A 13,929-nucleotide genomic window follows, 5' to 3' on the forward strand; every position below is an offset into this window, starting at 1 on the left:
TCAGCGCTGATGACGGATGCGTGGGTTGGCAAAGCCGTAGAGGATGTCCACCACGAAGTTGACCATGATCACCAGGCAGGCGATCAACAGGATGCCGTTCTGCACCACGGGATAGTCCCGGGCGCCGATGGCTTCGATCAGCCATTTACCGATGCCGGGCCAGGAAAAGATGGTTTCGGTCAGGACCGCACCGGCCAGCAGGGTGCCGACTTGCAGGCCGACCACGGTCAGTACCGGGATCAGCGCGTTGCGCAGGCCGTGGACGAAGACCACCCGGTTGGGCGACAGGCCCTTGGCCTTGGCGGTACGGATGTAGTCCTCGCGCAGCACTTCGAGCATCGAGGAGCGGGTCATCCGCGCGATCACCGCCAGGGGAATGGTACCCAGCACGATGGAAGGCAGGATCAGGTGCTTCAGTGCGTCGAAGAAGGCACTGGTGTCGCCGGCCAGCAGGGTGTCGACCAGCATGAAGCCGGTCTTGGGCTCGATGTCGTAGAGCAGGTCGATACGTCCGGAAACCGGGGTCCAGCCCAGGCTCACCGAGAAGAACATGATCAGGATCAGGCCCCACCAGAAGATCGGCATCGAGTAGCCGGCGAGGGAAATCCCCATCACCCCGTGGTCGAACAGCGAGCCGCGCCTGAGGGCGGCGATGACCCCGGCCAGCAGGCCGATGACGCCGGCGAACAGCAGGGCGGACATGGCCAGCTCCAGGGTCGCGGGGAACAGCGAGGAGAACTCGCTCCATACGCTGGTACGGGTACGCAGGGATTCGCCCAGGTCACCGTGGGCCAGCTTGCCGATGTAGTCCAGGTACTGGGCGTACAGCGGTTTGTTCAATCCAAGGCGTTCCATTGCCTGGGCATGCATCTCGGGGTCGACCCGACGTTCGCCCATCATGACTTCCACGGGATCGCCGGGGATCATGCGTATCAAGGCGAATGTCAGCAAGGTGATGCCGAAAAATGTGGGGATCAGCAACCCCACACGGCGGGCAATAAAACTAAACATCTTCTGAAGTACCTCAGTCAGCCGGTTAGGCGTTTCCGCCGCCCCTGGGTCAGGGACGGCGGGCGTTTCTTATTACTTCACCTGGGTGGTAGCGAAGTTATTGGTGGTCAGGGGGCTCTGGTGATACCCCTCGACGTTCTTGCGCATGGCGGTGAACATTTTCGGATAGGCCATGGGGATCCAGGGTTGATCCTGCTCAAAGACCAGCAGGGCCTTCTCATAGAGTTCGGCGCGCTTGGCCGAGTCGGCGTCGGAGCGAGCCTGGTCGATCAGGTCCTGGAAGGTCTTGTTGCACCAGCGGGCATAGTTTTCGCCGTTTTTCGCCGCGTCACAACTCAGGTTCGGGGTCAGGAAGTTATCCGGGTCACCGTTATCCCCGGCCCAGCCGGCCGAGACCATGTCGTGCTCGCCGTTCTTGGCGCGCTTGAGCATCTCGCCCCATTCCATCACGCGAATATCCAGCTTCAGGCCGATCTTGGCCAGGTCGGCCTGCATCATCTGGGCCCCGAGCAGCGGGTTGGGGTTGGTCGGGCCGCCGCCGTTGCGGGTGAACAGGGTGATCACGGTGCCTTCGGGCACGCCGGCTTCCTTGAGCAGGGCGCGGGCCTTGTCCAGGTCCCGTGGCGGGTTCTTCAGGCTGGTGTTGAAGCCCAGCAGGGTCGGTGGGTACGGGCCGGTGCCGACCAGGGCGTTGCCCGGGCCATACAGGCTGTTGACGTAGGCTTCCTTGTCGAAGGCGATATTGATCGCCTTGCGTACCCGCACGTCGCTCATGTACTTGCGGGTGGTGTTCATGGCGATGTAGCCGGTGGTCATGGCCGCCAGCTCATGCACCTGCAGGTTCGGGTCGGCCTTGATGCTGGGGATGTCATCGGGCTTGGGATACAGGGCGACCTGGCACTCGTTGGCCTTGAGCTTTTGCAGGCGCACGTTGTTGTCGGTGGTGATCGCCAGGATCAGTGTTTCGGCTGGAGGCTTGCCGCGGAAGTAGTCCGGGTTGGCCTTGAAGCGCACCTGGGCGTCCTTGGCATAGCGGGTGAAGATGAATGGGCCGGTGCCGATCGGCTTGCTGTTGAGCTCAGAGGTCTTGCCTTCCTTGAGCAGCTTGTCGGCGTATTCGGCCGGGAAGATCGAGGAGAAGGCCATGGCCACGTCGGCCAGGAACGGAGCTTCGCGGCGGGTCAGTGTGAAGACCACGGTGTGGTCGTCGACTTTCTCTACACTCTTGAGCAGTTCCTTGAAGCCCATGCTTTCGAAATAGGGGAAACCCACGCTGGACTTGTCATGCCAGGGGTGTTTCGGGTCCAACTGGCGCTGGAAACTCCAGAGCACGTCGTCGGCGTTCAGGTCGCGGGTCGGGGTGAAGTAGTCGGTGCTGTGGAACTTGACGCCCTTGCGCAGGTGGAAGGTGTATTGCAAGCCGTCTGGGCTGATGTCCCAGGATTCGGCCAGGGCTGGCTCGATGTCCGTGGTCCCCGGCTTGAAGTCCACCAGCCGGTTGAAAATGGTTTCCGCCACTGCGTCGGCAGTGACCGCGGTCGTGTATTGGACCATATCGAAACCTTCCGGGCTGGCTTCGGTACAGACCACCAAGGGTTTGGCCGCGGCGCTTATGGCGACGCTCAACAATGCGGCACTCAAGGCCGCTTTCATGGGAAGAATTTTCATCATGGACCCCCTGCAAAGGAATGAACCAGAGTAGCTTGAACGGCGGATTCGTCATGAACCCGCCCTTCAACTGGCGGGTTAGAGAATGTTGAACGGAACCGTGGTCACCAGGCGGAACTCGTTGATGTTGCCATCGGCCTGGTACTTGCTCGCGCGGTGGGTGGTGTAGGTCGCGCGGATCGCGGTGGCCTTGAGCGGGCCGCTCTGCACCGCGTAGCTGGCGCCGATGCCGTATTCGTAGTGGGTTTCGCCGTCCATCTTGTTCACGTCGTAGGCGGTACCACGGTAGTGGGTACCGTCGATGCCCCAGCCGCGGGCCTGGTAGATGTTGAACTTGAGGCCGGGCACGCCGTACTCGGCCATGTTCAGGCCGTAGGCGATCTGGAACGACTTCTCGTTCGGTCCGTTGAAGTCCGAGAGCAGGGAGTTGGCCAGGTAGATGCCGTTGGTTTCGTGCAGGTAGTCGAAGTACTCGTTACCGTTCACCGCCTGGTAGGAGAAGGTCAGGCTGTGGGCCTGGTGGGCCAGGCCCATGGACAGGGAGTAGGTATCGTTGTCGATCTCGCCCATCTCTTTCTTGCCGGTATCGACGGTCTTGTAGTAGTTCAGGCCGGTGGTCAGGGCCAGTACCGAGCTGTCACCCAGTTCGTGGGTGGCGCCGAAGTAGTACTGGTTCCAGAAGTCTTCCACCTTGGAGGCGTAGAGGCTGGTCTTCAGGCTCTTGAGTGGCTGGTAGTTGGCGCCGATCAGACTGACGCGGTCGGTCTCGGCGTTGTTGTTGGTGTATTCGGAGCGGAATTTCGACAGGCTCTGCTCGGTCCGTGGCGATACCCGGTCATAGCTACCGGCGTCGAACGACAGGTTGTTGAATTCCTCACTGTGGATGCTGGCCCCTTCGAAGCTCGAAGGCAGTGGACGGTTGCCGATGACGTCGACGATCGGCGTGCTGACGTTCTGCCGGCCGACGGTCAGGGTGGTGTTGGATACGCGGAACTTGACGTTGGCCAGGCCCAGCTTGCTCCACTGGCCTACGGCGTCACCGTCGGAGTGGGTCAGGGTACGGTTGTTCTTGCCGGCGATGTCCTTGCGGTCACGGTCCAGAGCAATGGCGTTGTAGGCGGCGACTTCGGTGCTGACCCCAACGGTGCCTTCGGTGAAGCCGGAGGTGTAGTTGAGGATGGTGCCCTGGACCCAGTTGATACGGCGTGGGGTCGAGGTCGGCTGGCCGTTGTGGTTGTAGGAGAAGCGGTCGTTGCGACGCTTCAACTCGTTGGCGTACCAGTTACGGGTGCTCCCGGACAGGCTCTGGCCTTCGATGAACCCCTTGGACTCAGCCTGGGCATTCTTGCTGTTCAGTTCAGTCGGGACGAAGTCCTGGCTGACGTTTTCTGCATAGGCCGTAGCAGTGATGCTGCTGATGGCCAGGGCTAACAACGCGCTGTTGCTCAGTTTCATGGGTGACGCTCCTTTGTTTTATTTTTTTACATACCGGTTTTTTTCGGCCGGCTGGTTTTTGGAACTCATTCAAGGCATCGCAAACGTTTGCATTCGGTTCGTTCGCCGAATTCAGGCAATACGCCTGCATGAGGACGAAAATCGTCCTCGCGGTTCTAGGCTCGTCGGTTATGGGGTCAGGCTGACACCGGAGAAGGAATTGCGTCCAAAGGGGCTGACCTTGAAGTCTTCGACTTTCGCGCTCAGCGGTTGGTTGATCGTCGAATGGGCCACCGGGGTGATCGGCACTTGCTGCTTGAGCAATTGCTGGGCCTGCTTGTACAGCACGCTGCGTTGTTCACGATCGGTGACGATCTTGGCTTGCTTGATCAGCTTGTCGTACTGCGGGTCGCACCACATGGAGTAGTTGTTGCCGCCAATGGCGTCGCAGCTATACAGAGTGCCCAGCCAGTTGTCCGGGTCACCGTTGTCGCCGGTCCAGCCGATCAGGCTGATGTCGTGCTCACCGTTCTTGGTGCGCTTGATGTACTCGCCCCATTCGTAGCTGACGATCTTCACCTTCAGGCCGATCTTCGCCCAGTCCGCTTGCAGCATTTCAGCCATCAGCTTGGCATTGGGGTTGTAGGGGCGCTGCACGGGCATGGCCCAGAGGTTGATTTCGGTGCCTTCCTTGACGCCGGCGGCCTTGAGCAGTTCGCGGGCCTTTTCCGGGTTGTAGGCGGCGTCCTTGATGCTGTCGTCGTAGGACCACTGGGTGGGGGGCATGGCGTTGACCGCCAGTTGCCCGGCGCCCTGGTACACGGCGTTGAGGATGGCCGGTTTGTTCACCGCCATGTCCAGCGCCTGGCGTACTTCGAGGCGATCGAAGGGCTTGTGCTGCACGTTGTAGGCGATGTAGCCGAGGTTGAACCCGGGCTTCTCGATCACCTGCAGTTTCGGATCGTTCTTCAAGGCCTCGATATCCGCAGGGCGCGGATGCAGGGTGATCTGGCATTCGCCGGCGCGCAGTTTCTGCACCCGTACCGAGGCGTCGGTGTTGATGGCGAAGATCAGCCGATCGAGCTTGACCCGGCTCGGGTCCCAGTAATGTGGGTTGGCGGCGTAGCGGATCTGCGAATCTTTCTGGTAGCGCTGGAACACGAAGGGCCCGGTGCCGATGGGCTTCTGGTTGATCTGGCTGGGCGTGCCGGCCTTGAGCAGTTGCTCGGCGTATTCGGCGGAGAGGATCGCGGCGAAGCTCATGGCCAGGTTCTGGATGAACGCTGCATCCACGGTGTTGAGGGTCATGACCACGGTCAGTGGGTCGGTTTTCTCGACCTTGGCGATGTTCTTGTTCAGGCTCATGCCGTTGAAGTAGGGGAACTCGGTCGGGTAGGCCTTACGGAACGGGTGTTCGGCGTCGAGCATGCGGTTGAAGGTAAACAGCACGTCGTCGGCATTGAAGTCACGGGTTGGCTTGAAGTACGAGGTGCTGTGGAACTTCACGCCCTCGCGCAGGTGGAAGCTGTACTTGAGGCCATCCTCGGAGATGTCCCAGCGGGTGGCCAGGGCGGGCAAGACGTTGGTCGCGCCTCTCTCGAATTCCACCAGGCGGTTGTACAGCGGCTCGGCGGCATCGTTGTCGGTGGCGGTGGTGTATTGCGCGGTATCGAAGCCGGCCGGGCTGCCTTCGGAGCAGAACACCAGGCTGCGCTCGGCAGCGACGCTTGAAGCGGTGGCAGCCAACAGGCCGCAGCCCAGCAAAGCCGGGAGAATCAAGGAGTGACGCATGATGATCCATCTCCATTTTTTGTTGTGATGATCAATGGGCCATGGCTCCTTCCTGGAGCCTGTATAGGCCATTGATGCCAAACCATGTCAGCTATTGCCCGCTGGCAGGCACGGTCTTGCCTCGCGTCGAGGTTCGAGGGCGAAAACGAGGGCCGTGGTCGGCTCCATGCCTGCAGCTTTGTTCGAATCGCCTTGGAGTTCACTGGGCTGGGTGTCGATTGACACCTTTCCCTGGTCCGGGTTGGATTCTTTCAATGGGCCAGTCCAGCCATGGCGACGTCAGGGACGTCGCCATGGCCGCGCTTTATTTGGCGATGCTCACGCCGTAGAAAGCGTTCAGACCGAACGGGCTGATCTTGAAGTCCTGCACGTTGGCGCGCATGGGTTGGAACACCGTCGAGTGTGCGATCGGTGTCATCGGGACTGCATCTTTGAGGATATGTTGCGCCTGCTTGTACAGCTCGGTGCGCTTGGCCACGTCCGAGGTGGCCCGTGCTTGCTTGATCAGTGCGTCGTATGGCTTGTCGCACCACTTGGAGAAGTTGTTGCCGTTCATGGCATCGCAGCCGAACAGGGTGCCCAGCCAGTTGTCCGGGTCACCATTGTCGCCGCTCCAACCGATGATCATCGCCTGGTTCTCACCGCCTTTGGAGCGCTTGATGTACTCGCCCCACTCGAAGCTGACGATGTTCACCTTCAGGCCGATCTTCGCCCAGTCGGACTGCAGCATCTCGGCCATCAGCTTGGCGTTCGGGTTGTATGGACGCTGGACCGGCATGGCCCACAGGGTGATCTGGGTGCCTTCCTTGATGCCGGCTTCCTTGAGGAGCTGGCGGGCCTTCTCAGGATCGTACTTGGCATCCTTGATGGTGGTGTCGTAGGACCACTGGGTTGGCGGCATGGCGTTGACTGCCAGTTGGCCGGCGCCCTGGTAGACCGAGTCGATGATCTGCGGCTTGTTCACTGCCATGTCCAGCGCCTGGCGGACCCGCAGGTCGGCCAGCGGGTTGGCATCGGTGCGGTCCTTGAGGACCGGCATCACGTTGTAGGCGACGTAGCCCAGGTTGAAGCCTGCCTGTTCAGGCATCTTCAGGTCCTTGTCTTCCTTGAGGGCCTTGAGGTCGGCCGGACGTGGGGAAAGGGTGACCTGGCACTCGTTCTTCTTCAGCTTCTGGATGCGCACCGACGGGTCGGTGGTGATGGCGAAGATCAGGTTGTCGATCTTCACGTCTTCAGGCCGCCAGTAGTCCTTGTTGCCGGTGTAGCGAATGTTGGAGTCTTTCTGATAGCTCTTGAAGACGAACGGACCGGTGCCGACCGGCTTCTGGTTGATGTCGCTGGTCTTGCCTTCCTTGAGCAGCTTGTCGGCGTACTCGGCGGACTGGATGGAGGCGAAGCTCATGGCCAGGTTCTGGATGAACGCGGCATCAACCGACTTGAGGATGAACTTGACGGTCTTGTCGTCGATCTTCTCGATCTTGGTGATGTTGGTATCCATCCCCATGTCGGTGAAGTACGGGAATTCGGTTGGGTACGCCTTACGGAACGGCATGTTCTTGTCGATCATGCGGTTGAAGGTGAACAGCACGTCGTCGGCGTTGAAGTTGCGAGTGGGAGTGAAGTACGGCGTGGTGTGGAACTTGACGCCTTCGCGCAGGTGGAAGGTGTAGGTCAGGCCGTCTTCCGAGATGTCCCAGCTGGTGGCCAGGCCTGGGACGACCTTGGTGCCGCCACGTTCGAACTGGCTCAGGCGGTTGAAGATGGTTTCCGCAGAGGCGTCGAAGTCGGTTCCGGTGGTGTACTGGCCCGGGTCGAAACCGGCAGGGCTGCCTTCGGAGCAAAACACCAGGTTAGTCGCGGCCTGGGCGAAGGGGGCGCTGGCCAGCAGACCGGCGCTGACTAAAAACGGAATGACTGCTTGTTTGAACATGGTGGCCTCATGATTTGTTGTCATTGTTTGTGTTGAGGGCGACCTTGTGAGTCGACCCGCCGATACTTATGCAGGCCCCATACCCAATGCAAGGTGCGGGGCCGACACAAGCCTCAAAGAGTGGCACGAACGTACAGGAATGACGCATTTGTATAAAACTTGACGCATTTGACCGTTTGCGCCGGTTCTTTATGGTGCATTTGCTGCCTTTTTAGCGTGCAGCCAGGGGCGGTTACGCCTCGTATTGGTGCGTTGTCCAGGCGGATGCCGAGCTGTTTCTGCCCGAGCTGGCGGGGCTGGCCGGCCAGATGGCGATGACGGGGAATACGGGTGGCGCGGGGGCGCGGAGAGTCGAAAGACGGGCCTGTTGCCTGCCAGGACTGGTGCTGGAAAATCTTACACATGCAAACCTCTTTTTTTCTTTTTCTAGGGCGCATCTGAGGATTGGCCTTGTGGGCCGTGGTCACTCGCCTTTCTATCTCGATGGGGATGGATGGAGCCCCACGGACCCTATGCGGCGATGGCGAGTACTTGTTGTGTTCTTGATCGACGACTCGCTGGTGCGGAAATTAAGTCATGCTGAAATTGTGGTCAACGAAAATTAAGCATGACTAACATTTCTATCGTGTGAAGGTTTGCCCAGGATGTTCGGCAAGCCCTTGTATGTAGGGATCAGGAGGCCGGGCGGTCGTCGAAAAGGCCCATGGTGGTAATGGTCAGGACTTCTGCCGGACCGTCGCCGACGTTGGCCAGGCAGTGGGTCTTGGTGGCGTCGAAGTGCACCGAGTCGCCAGGGCCCAGGGGGTATTGGCGACCTTCGATGGTGTAGACGATTTGTCCCGAAAGAACGTAAGAAAATTCTGAGCCGTCGTGGGAAATCAATTCCGATTGGTAGCCCACCGAGATGTTCATCTTCACGGCGTTGATCAGGTTGCCGGGAAAGGAACTGGAGAGTCGTTCGTAGGCCAGGGGCTGGCCCTCAATGGTATAGCGCACTCGCTCGCCATCATGGGAGTCGGGCTGGGCCTGGCTCGGTTGGTCGAACAGGGCATTGAGTGGCACGTTTAACGACTTGGCGATGTTGACCAGGGAAGAGATGGATACGCCTGTCAGATTACGCTCTGCCTGGGATAGGAAACTGGCTGTCAGACCGGATTCACTAGCAATCTGGCGCAGGGTTTTCTTGGCGGCGCGGCGATAGCGACGCAGGCGTTCGCCGATGCGGTCAGCGGTCATTGAGGAGACTCTTATAGGAAAAAAGCAATTTACCTGTCAGGCGTCAGTAATACCTGACAGGCGCAATACTAAGGTTCGACACTTTAACATCCCGAACTCGCCAAACTCATGGGCAGCAAGGTGAATTCTCCTGAGCTGGCTTGAAACAGTCTGTAACGAAAAACGGCGGTAACCTCGCTTTGGAGGTTACCGCCGTTTGCAGGAAGGCCGGAAGCGTTTTACTGCATCAGCACTTCGATGGCGCCGTCGGCGGTCATGTTGACCTTGCTGGTACCGGCCTCGACTTGCGGGGTGACGGAGGAGGACGCATCTGCGCTGGCAGCCTTCATCATCATGGGACCACGCATATAGGGCTGCGGATAACCATCGGCGTTGAGATTCAGGCTGACGATCTTGTAGCCCTTGCCGCCCAAGGCTTCGGTTGCCAGTTGTGCCCGAGCCTTGAACGCCTGCACGGCATCCTTGAGCAGGGCATCCTCGCTGGCCTTGCGGGTCGCGGGGGCGATGGCGAAGTCCATGCCGTCCATCTTCAGGTCGGTCAGCAACTCGCCGGTGAGCTTGGACAGGGCGGCGAAGTCGGCGCTTTCCAGGCGCAGTTCGGCACGCTCGCGCCAGCCGGTGATCTTCTGGCCTTTGCTGTCGTAGATCGGATAGCTGTTGCGGCTGCCCTGGCTCAGGGTGATGCCCTTGACTTGGCGTGCCTGTTCCAGGGCCTTGTTCATGGTGGTGCTGATTTCTGCTGCCAGCTTGGCCGGATCGGCGTTCTGCGACTCGCTGTAGAGGGTCACGATCATCAGGTCGCGGGCCACTTCCTGGCTGGCCTCGGCGCGCAGGGAAACCTGGTTGTAGTGCAGCTCATCGGCGGCCTGCGCTGGAAGGCTGGCGAGGGAGGCGACGCCGAGGGCGAGAAGGGCGAGGTTGCGACTGAAAGGCTGCATGGGATCTCCTTGAGTACGGTTCGCAAGCCAAAGGTTCGCGCTTGCGTTGAGCGATAAGACTCTAGCTTTTACTCCCAGTTGCACCCATTACAACTTTGATACACCTTGGCCTCCCTTATCCCGGGACTTCTGCTTGTAGCTGAAAGCTTGCCACTTGCCGCTGCTTTTTCCTGTGGCGCTTTGCCGCAGTTTTGCCTGTGTCGGGGGCGGCATGGTTATACTCCCGCCGATTATCCTGGAGCGCTCATCAGGAGAGCTCATGCTCGCCCCCGTAAAATTGCTGTCTGCGACCCGCCAGAACCTCTGGCGCCTGACCTTCATCCGCACCCTGGTTCTGGCCGCTCAGGCCGGTTCGGTGGGGCTTGCCTATTGGCTCGAACTGCTGCCGCTGCCCTGGCTGCAACTGGGGATTACCCTGGTCTTCTCCATGGTGCTGTGCGCCTTTACGGCCATCCGCCTGCGCACCTCCTGGCCGGTGACGGAACTGGAATATGCCCTGCAGCTGGCCTGTGACCTGTTTATCCACAGCGTGCTGCTGTATTTCTCCGGTGGCTCCACCAACCCCTTCGTGTCCTATTACCTGGTGCCCCTGACGATCGCTGCGGTGACCTTGCCCTGGCGTTACTCCGTGGCGCTCTCGGGGATCGCCCTGGCCCTCTATACCTTGTTGCTGGCCTGGTTCTACCCGTTACAGACCTTGCCCATCGCCCGGGAAAACCTGCAGGTCTACGGCATGTGGCTGAGCTTTGCCCTGGCTGCGGCGGTAATCACTTTCTTCGCGGCGCGGATGGCCGAGGAGTTGCGGCGCCAGGAAGAACTACGGGCGATCCGCCGCGAGGAGGGCCTGCGTGACCAGCAATTGCTGGCCGTGGCTACCCAGGCCGCCGGCGCCGCCCATGAGTTGGGCACGCCCCTGGCGACCATGAGCGTGCTGCTCAAGGAGATGCGCCAGGACCATCCCGATCCGCTGCTGCAGGACGACCTCAGCGTGCTCCAGGACCAGGTGAAGCTGTGCAAGGAAACCTTGCAACAACTGGTGCGCGCCGCCGAGGCCAACCGGCGGATGGCGGTAGAGATGCAGGATGTCACCCAGTGGCTCGACGAGGCCCTGAACCGCTGGCACCTGATGCGCCCGGAAGCCAGCTATCGCTTCCATTTGCTGGGGCAGGGTGAAATGCCGCGCCTGGCGCCGCCACCGGACCTGACCCAGGCCCTGCTCAACCTGCTCAACAATGCTGCCGATGCCTGCCCGGAGGGCCTGGAGGTGCGCCTGGACTGGGATGCCGAAGACCTGACCATCAGTATTCGCGATCACGGTGCTGGAGTACCCTTGGCTATCGCCGAGCAGATTGGCAAACCGTTTTTTACCACCAAGGGCAAAGGCTTCGGCCTGGGCCTGTTCTTGAGCAAGGCCAGCGTGACCCGCGCCGGTGGCTCAGTAAAACTCTACAGTCATGAGGAAGGCGGTACGCTCACCGAGCTGCGCCTGCCCCGTGCCGCCCGAGGAGACGACCATGAGTGAAGAGATCCAAGTCGAAGGTGAAGAACTGCCGCATCTGTTGCTGGTGGATGACGACGCTACCTTTACCCGAGTGATGGCCCGTGCCATGAGCCGTCGTGGCTTTCGCGTCAGCACCGCAGGTTCCGCCGAGGAGGGCCTGGCCCTGGCCCAGCAGGACTTGCCGGACTATGCCGCGCTGGACCTGAAGATGGATGGCGATTCCGGACTGGTTCTGCTGCCCAAGCTGCTGGAGCTGGACCCGGAGATGCGGGTACTGATCCTCACCGGTTATTCGAGCATCGCCACCGCCGTGGAGGCCATCAAGCGCGGTGCCTGCAACTACCTGTGCAAGCCGGCGGACGCCGATGACGTGCTGGCTGCGCTGCTGTCCGAGCATGCCGACCTGGATAGCCTGGTGCCGGAAAACCCGATGTCGGTGGACCGCCTGCAATGGGAGCATATCCAGCGGGTCCTGACCGAGCATGAAGGCAACATCTCCGCCACTGCCCGAGCTCTGGGCATGCATCGCCGCACCTTGCAGCGCAAATTGCAGAAGCGTCCGGTTCGTCGCTGATACGCGATTGAATCCCTCTCTTCTCGACAGGAAAAAGCGAGCCGTTCGACTATGATCGGCTCAACGCTTCTTCGCTTCCCAATAGAGCCTCGATAATGAATCAGAACGCTGAATACTCCGCGGTCAACGATGTTGTGCGCGGGCAATTCTTCCGTCGGGTGTGGGCCATGATCACGCCTTACTGGCGCAGCGAAGAGAAGGGCAAGGCCTGGCTGCTGTTGGCCGCGGTGATCGGCCTGTCGTTGTTCAGTGTGGCGATCTCGGTGTGGATCAACAGCTGGTACAAGGATTTCTACAACGCTTTGCAGAAGAAGGACGAAGCGGCGTTCTGGCATCTGATCCTGTATTTCTGCGGCATCGCCGCAGTGGCGATCCTGGGCGCGGTGTACCGCCTGTACCTGACCCAGATGCTGACCATCCGCTGGCGGGCCTGGCTCACCGAGAAGCACTTCGCCCGTTGGCTGGGCAGCAAGAACTATTACCAGCTGGAGCAGGGCGGTTACACCGACAACCCCGACCAGCGGATTTCCGAAGACCTCAACAGCTTCACCACCAACACCCTGGCGCTGGGCCTGGGGCTGATCCGCAACCTGGTCAGCCTGGTGTCCTTCTCCATCATTCTCTGGGGCGTGTCCGGCAGCATCGAGGTGCTGGGCTATACCATTCCCGGCTACATGTTCTGGTGCGCCCTGGTGTATGCCCTGGTCGGCAGTTGGCTGACCCATCTGATCGGGCGCCGCTTGATCGGGCTGAACAACCAGCAGCAACGCTTCGAGGCCGACCTGCGTTTCTCCATGGTACGGGTCCGGGAGAACGCCGAGAGCATTGCCTTGTATGACGGCGAGAAGAACGAGAACCAACGCCTGAGCGGCCGTTTCAGCAAGGTCTGGCACAACTTCTGGGACATCATGAGGGTGTCCAAGCGCCTGACGTTCTTTACCGCCGGTTATGGCCAGATCGCGATCATCTTTCCGTTCATCGTGGCTGCTCCCCGTTACTTCTCCGGCAAGATCGAGCTGGGCGAGCTGATGCAGATCAACTCGGCTTTCGGCAACGTCCAGGAGAACTTCAGCTGGTTCATCACGGCCTATTCGGACCTGGCCGCCTGGCGCGCTACCTGCGACCGTCTGCTGAGCTTTCGCCAGGCCATGAGCGATAACGAGGAGCGTCCGGCAGCCATCGACGTACAGGCCGAAGGTGAGCAGTTGCAGGTGCGTGACCTGGGCCTGGACCTGGCCGATGGCCGGCATTTGCTGGCCGGCGCACAGTTGACCGTGAACCCCGGCGAGCGCCTGATGCTCAGTGGCCGCTCCGGCAGTGGCAAGAGCACCTTGCTGCGCGCCATGGGCCGGCTATGGCCCACGGGCCACGGCAATATCCGCCTGCCGAACCAGCGTTCCCTGTTTCTGCCGCAGAAGCCCTACTTGCCTATCGGTAGCCTACGCGACGCCTTGAGTTATCCACAGTCGGGCGACAGCTATCCCCAGGAGCGCTACGACCAGGTACTGCAGACCTGCCGCTTGCCGCACCTGGTGGCACGCCTGGACGAGCGCAATCACTGGCAGCGCATGCTGTCGCCGGGGGAACAGCAACGCCTGGCCTTTGCCCGTGCCCTGCTTTATGCACCGCAGTGGTTGTACATGGACGAGGCCACTTCAGCGATGGACGAGGAAGACGAAGCCACGTTGTACCAGGCGTTGATCGATCAACTGCCGGGATTGAGCATCGTCAGTGTCGGGCATCGCAGTAGCCTCAAGCACTTCCATCCACGGCATATCCGCATCGACCAGGGGCATCTGGTCGAGCAGGCACAGAACGCCTGACCTGCGGTTACATGGACAAAGAC

Annotated in this window: 10 protein-coding genes; 3 read left to right on the forward strand and 7 right to left on the reverse strand. The window is 60.5% G+C overall.

Annotation, left to right across the window (positions count from 1 at the left end; genetic code table 11):
- From ATY02_RS05515 to ATY02_RS05545, 7 genes are all read right to left on the reverse strand, one after another.
- A complete protein-coding gene (locus tag ATY02_RS05515; RefSeq protein ID WP_068575749.1) occupies positions 1-1,011 on the reverse strand; it encodes an ABC transporter permease subunit in 1,011 nt (336 codons plus the stop codon).
- 72 nt (positions 1,012-1,083) lie between these two features.
- Entirely contained in the window at positions 1,084-2,679 is a 1,596-nt protein-coding gene (locus ATY02_RS05520; RefSeq protein ID WP_068575750.1) for an ABC transporter substrate-binding protein, read from the reverse strand.
- 78 nt (positions 2,680-2,757) lie between these two features.
- A complete protein-coding gene (locus tag ATY02_RS05525) occupies positions 2,758-4,134 on the reverse strand; it encodes an OprD family porin (RefSeq protein WP_068575752.1) in 1,377 nt (458 codons plus the stop codon).
- A 168-nt stretch (positions 4,135-4,302) separates the two neighbouring features.
- Positions 4,303-5,904 carry an ABC transporter substrate-binding protein gene (locus ATY02_RS05530; RefSeq protein WP_068575753.1) on the reverse strand — a complete coding sequence of 534 codons (1,602 nt, stop codon included), beginning with the start codon at positions 5,902-5,904 and terminating at the stop codon, positions 4,303-4,305.
- Between the two features lie 304 nt (positions 5,905-6,208).
- A complete protein-coding gene (locus ATY02_RS05535; protein WP_068575754.1) occupies positions 6,209-7,834 on the reverse strand; it encodes an ABC transporter substrate-binding protein in 1,626 nt (541 codons plus the stop codon).
- A 672-nt stretch (positions 7,835-8,506) separates the two neighbouring features.
- Entirely contained in the window at positions 8,507-9,070 is a 564-nt protein-coding gene (locus ATY02_RS05540; RefSeq protein WP_068575755.1) for a helix-turn-helix domain-containing protein, read from the reverse strand.
- Positions 9,071-9,288: 218 nt separating this feature from the next.
- On the reverse strand, positions 9,289-10,008 hold the full coding sequence (locus ATY02_RS05545) for an SIMPL domain-containing protein (protein ID WP_068575756.1): 720 nt from the start codon (positions 10,006-10,008) through the stop codon (positions 9,289-9,291).
- A 259-nt stretch (positions 10,009-10,267) separates the two neighbouring features.
- On the opposite strand from ATY02_RS05545, the gene ATY02_RS05550 reads away from it, so the two are divergent.
- The 3 genes from ATY02_RS05550 to ATY02_RS05560 all read left to right on the forward strand — a co-directional run bounded on the left by ATY02_RS05550 (position 10,268) and on the right by ATY02_RS05560 (position 13,906).
- Positions 10,268-11,530: an ATP-binding protein gene (locus tag ATY02_RS05550; protein ID WP_068575758.1), complete on the forward strand. Its 1,263-nt coding sequence runs from the start codon at positions 10,268-10,270 to the stop codon at positions 11,528-11,530.
- Positions 11,523-12,083: a response regulator transcription factor gene (locus ATY02_RS05555; RefSeq protein ID WP_068575759.1), complete on the forward strand. Its 561-nt coding sequence runs from the start codon at positions 11,523-11,525 to the stop codon at positions 12,081-12,083. The genes ATY02_RS05550 and ATY02_RS05555 overlap by 8 nt, the downstream gene beginning before the upstream one ends.
- Positions 12,084-12,178: 95 nt before the next feature.
- Positions 12,179-13,906 carry an ABC transporter ATP-binding protein/permease gene (locus ATY02_RS05560; RefSeq protein ID WP_068575760.1) on the forward strand — a complete coding sequence of 576 codons (1,728 nt, stop codon included), beginning with the start codon at positions 12,179-12,181 and terminating at the stop codon, positions 13,904-13,906.
- The last annotated feature ends 23 nt before the right edge of the window (positions 13,907-13,929 follow it).

This window comes from Pseudomonas sp. BIOMIG1BAC (genome assembly GCF_001705995.2).
GTDB lineage: Bacteria > Pseudomonadota > Gammaproteobacteria > Pseudomonadales > Pseudomonadaceae > Aquipseudomonas > Aquipseudomonas sessilinigenes.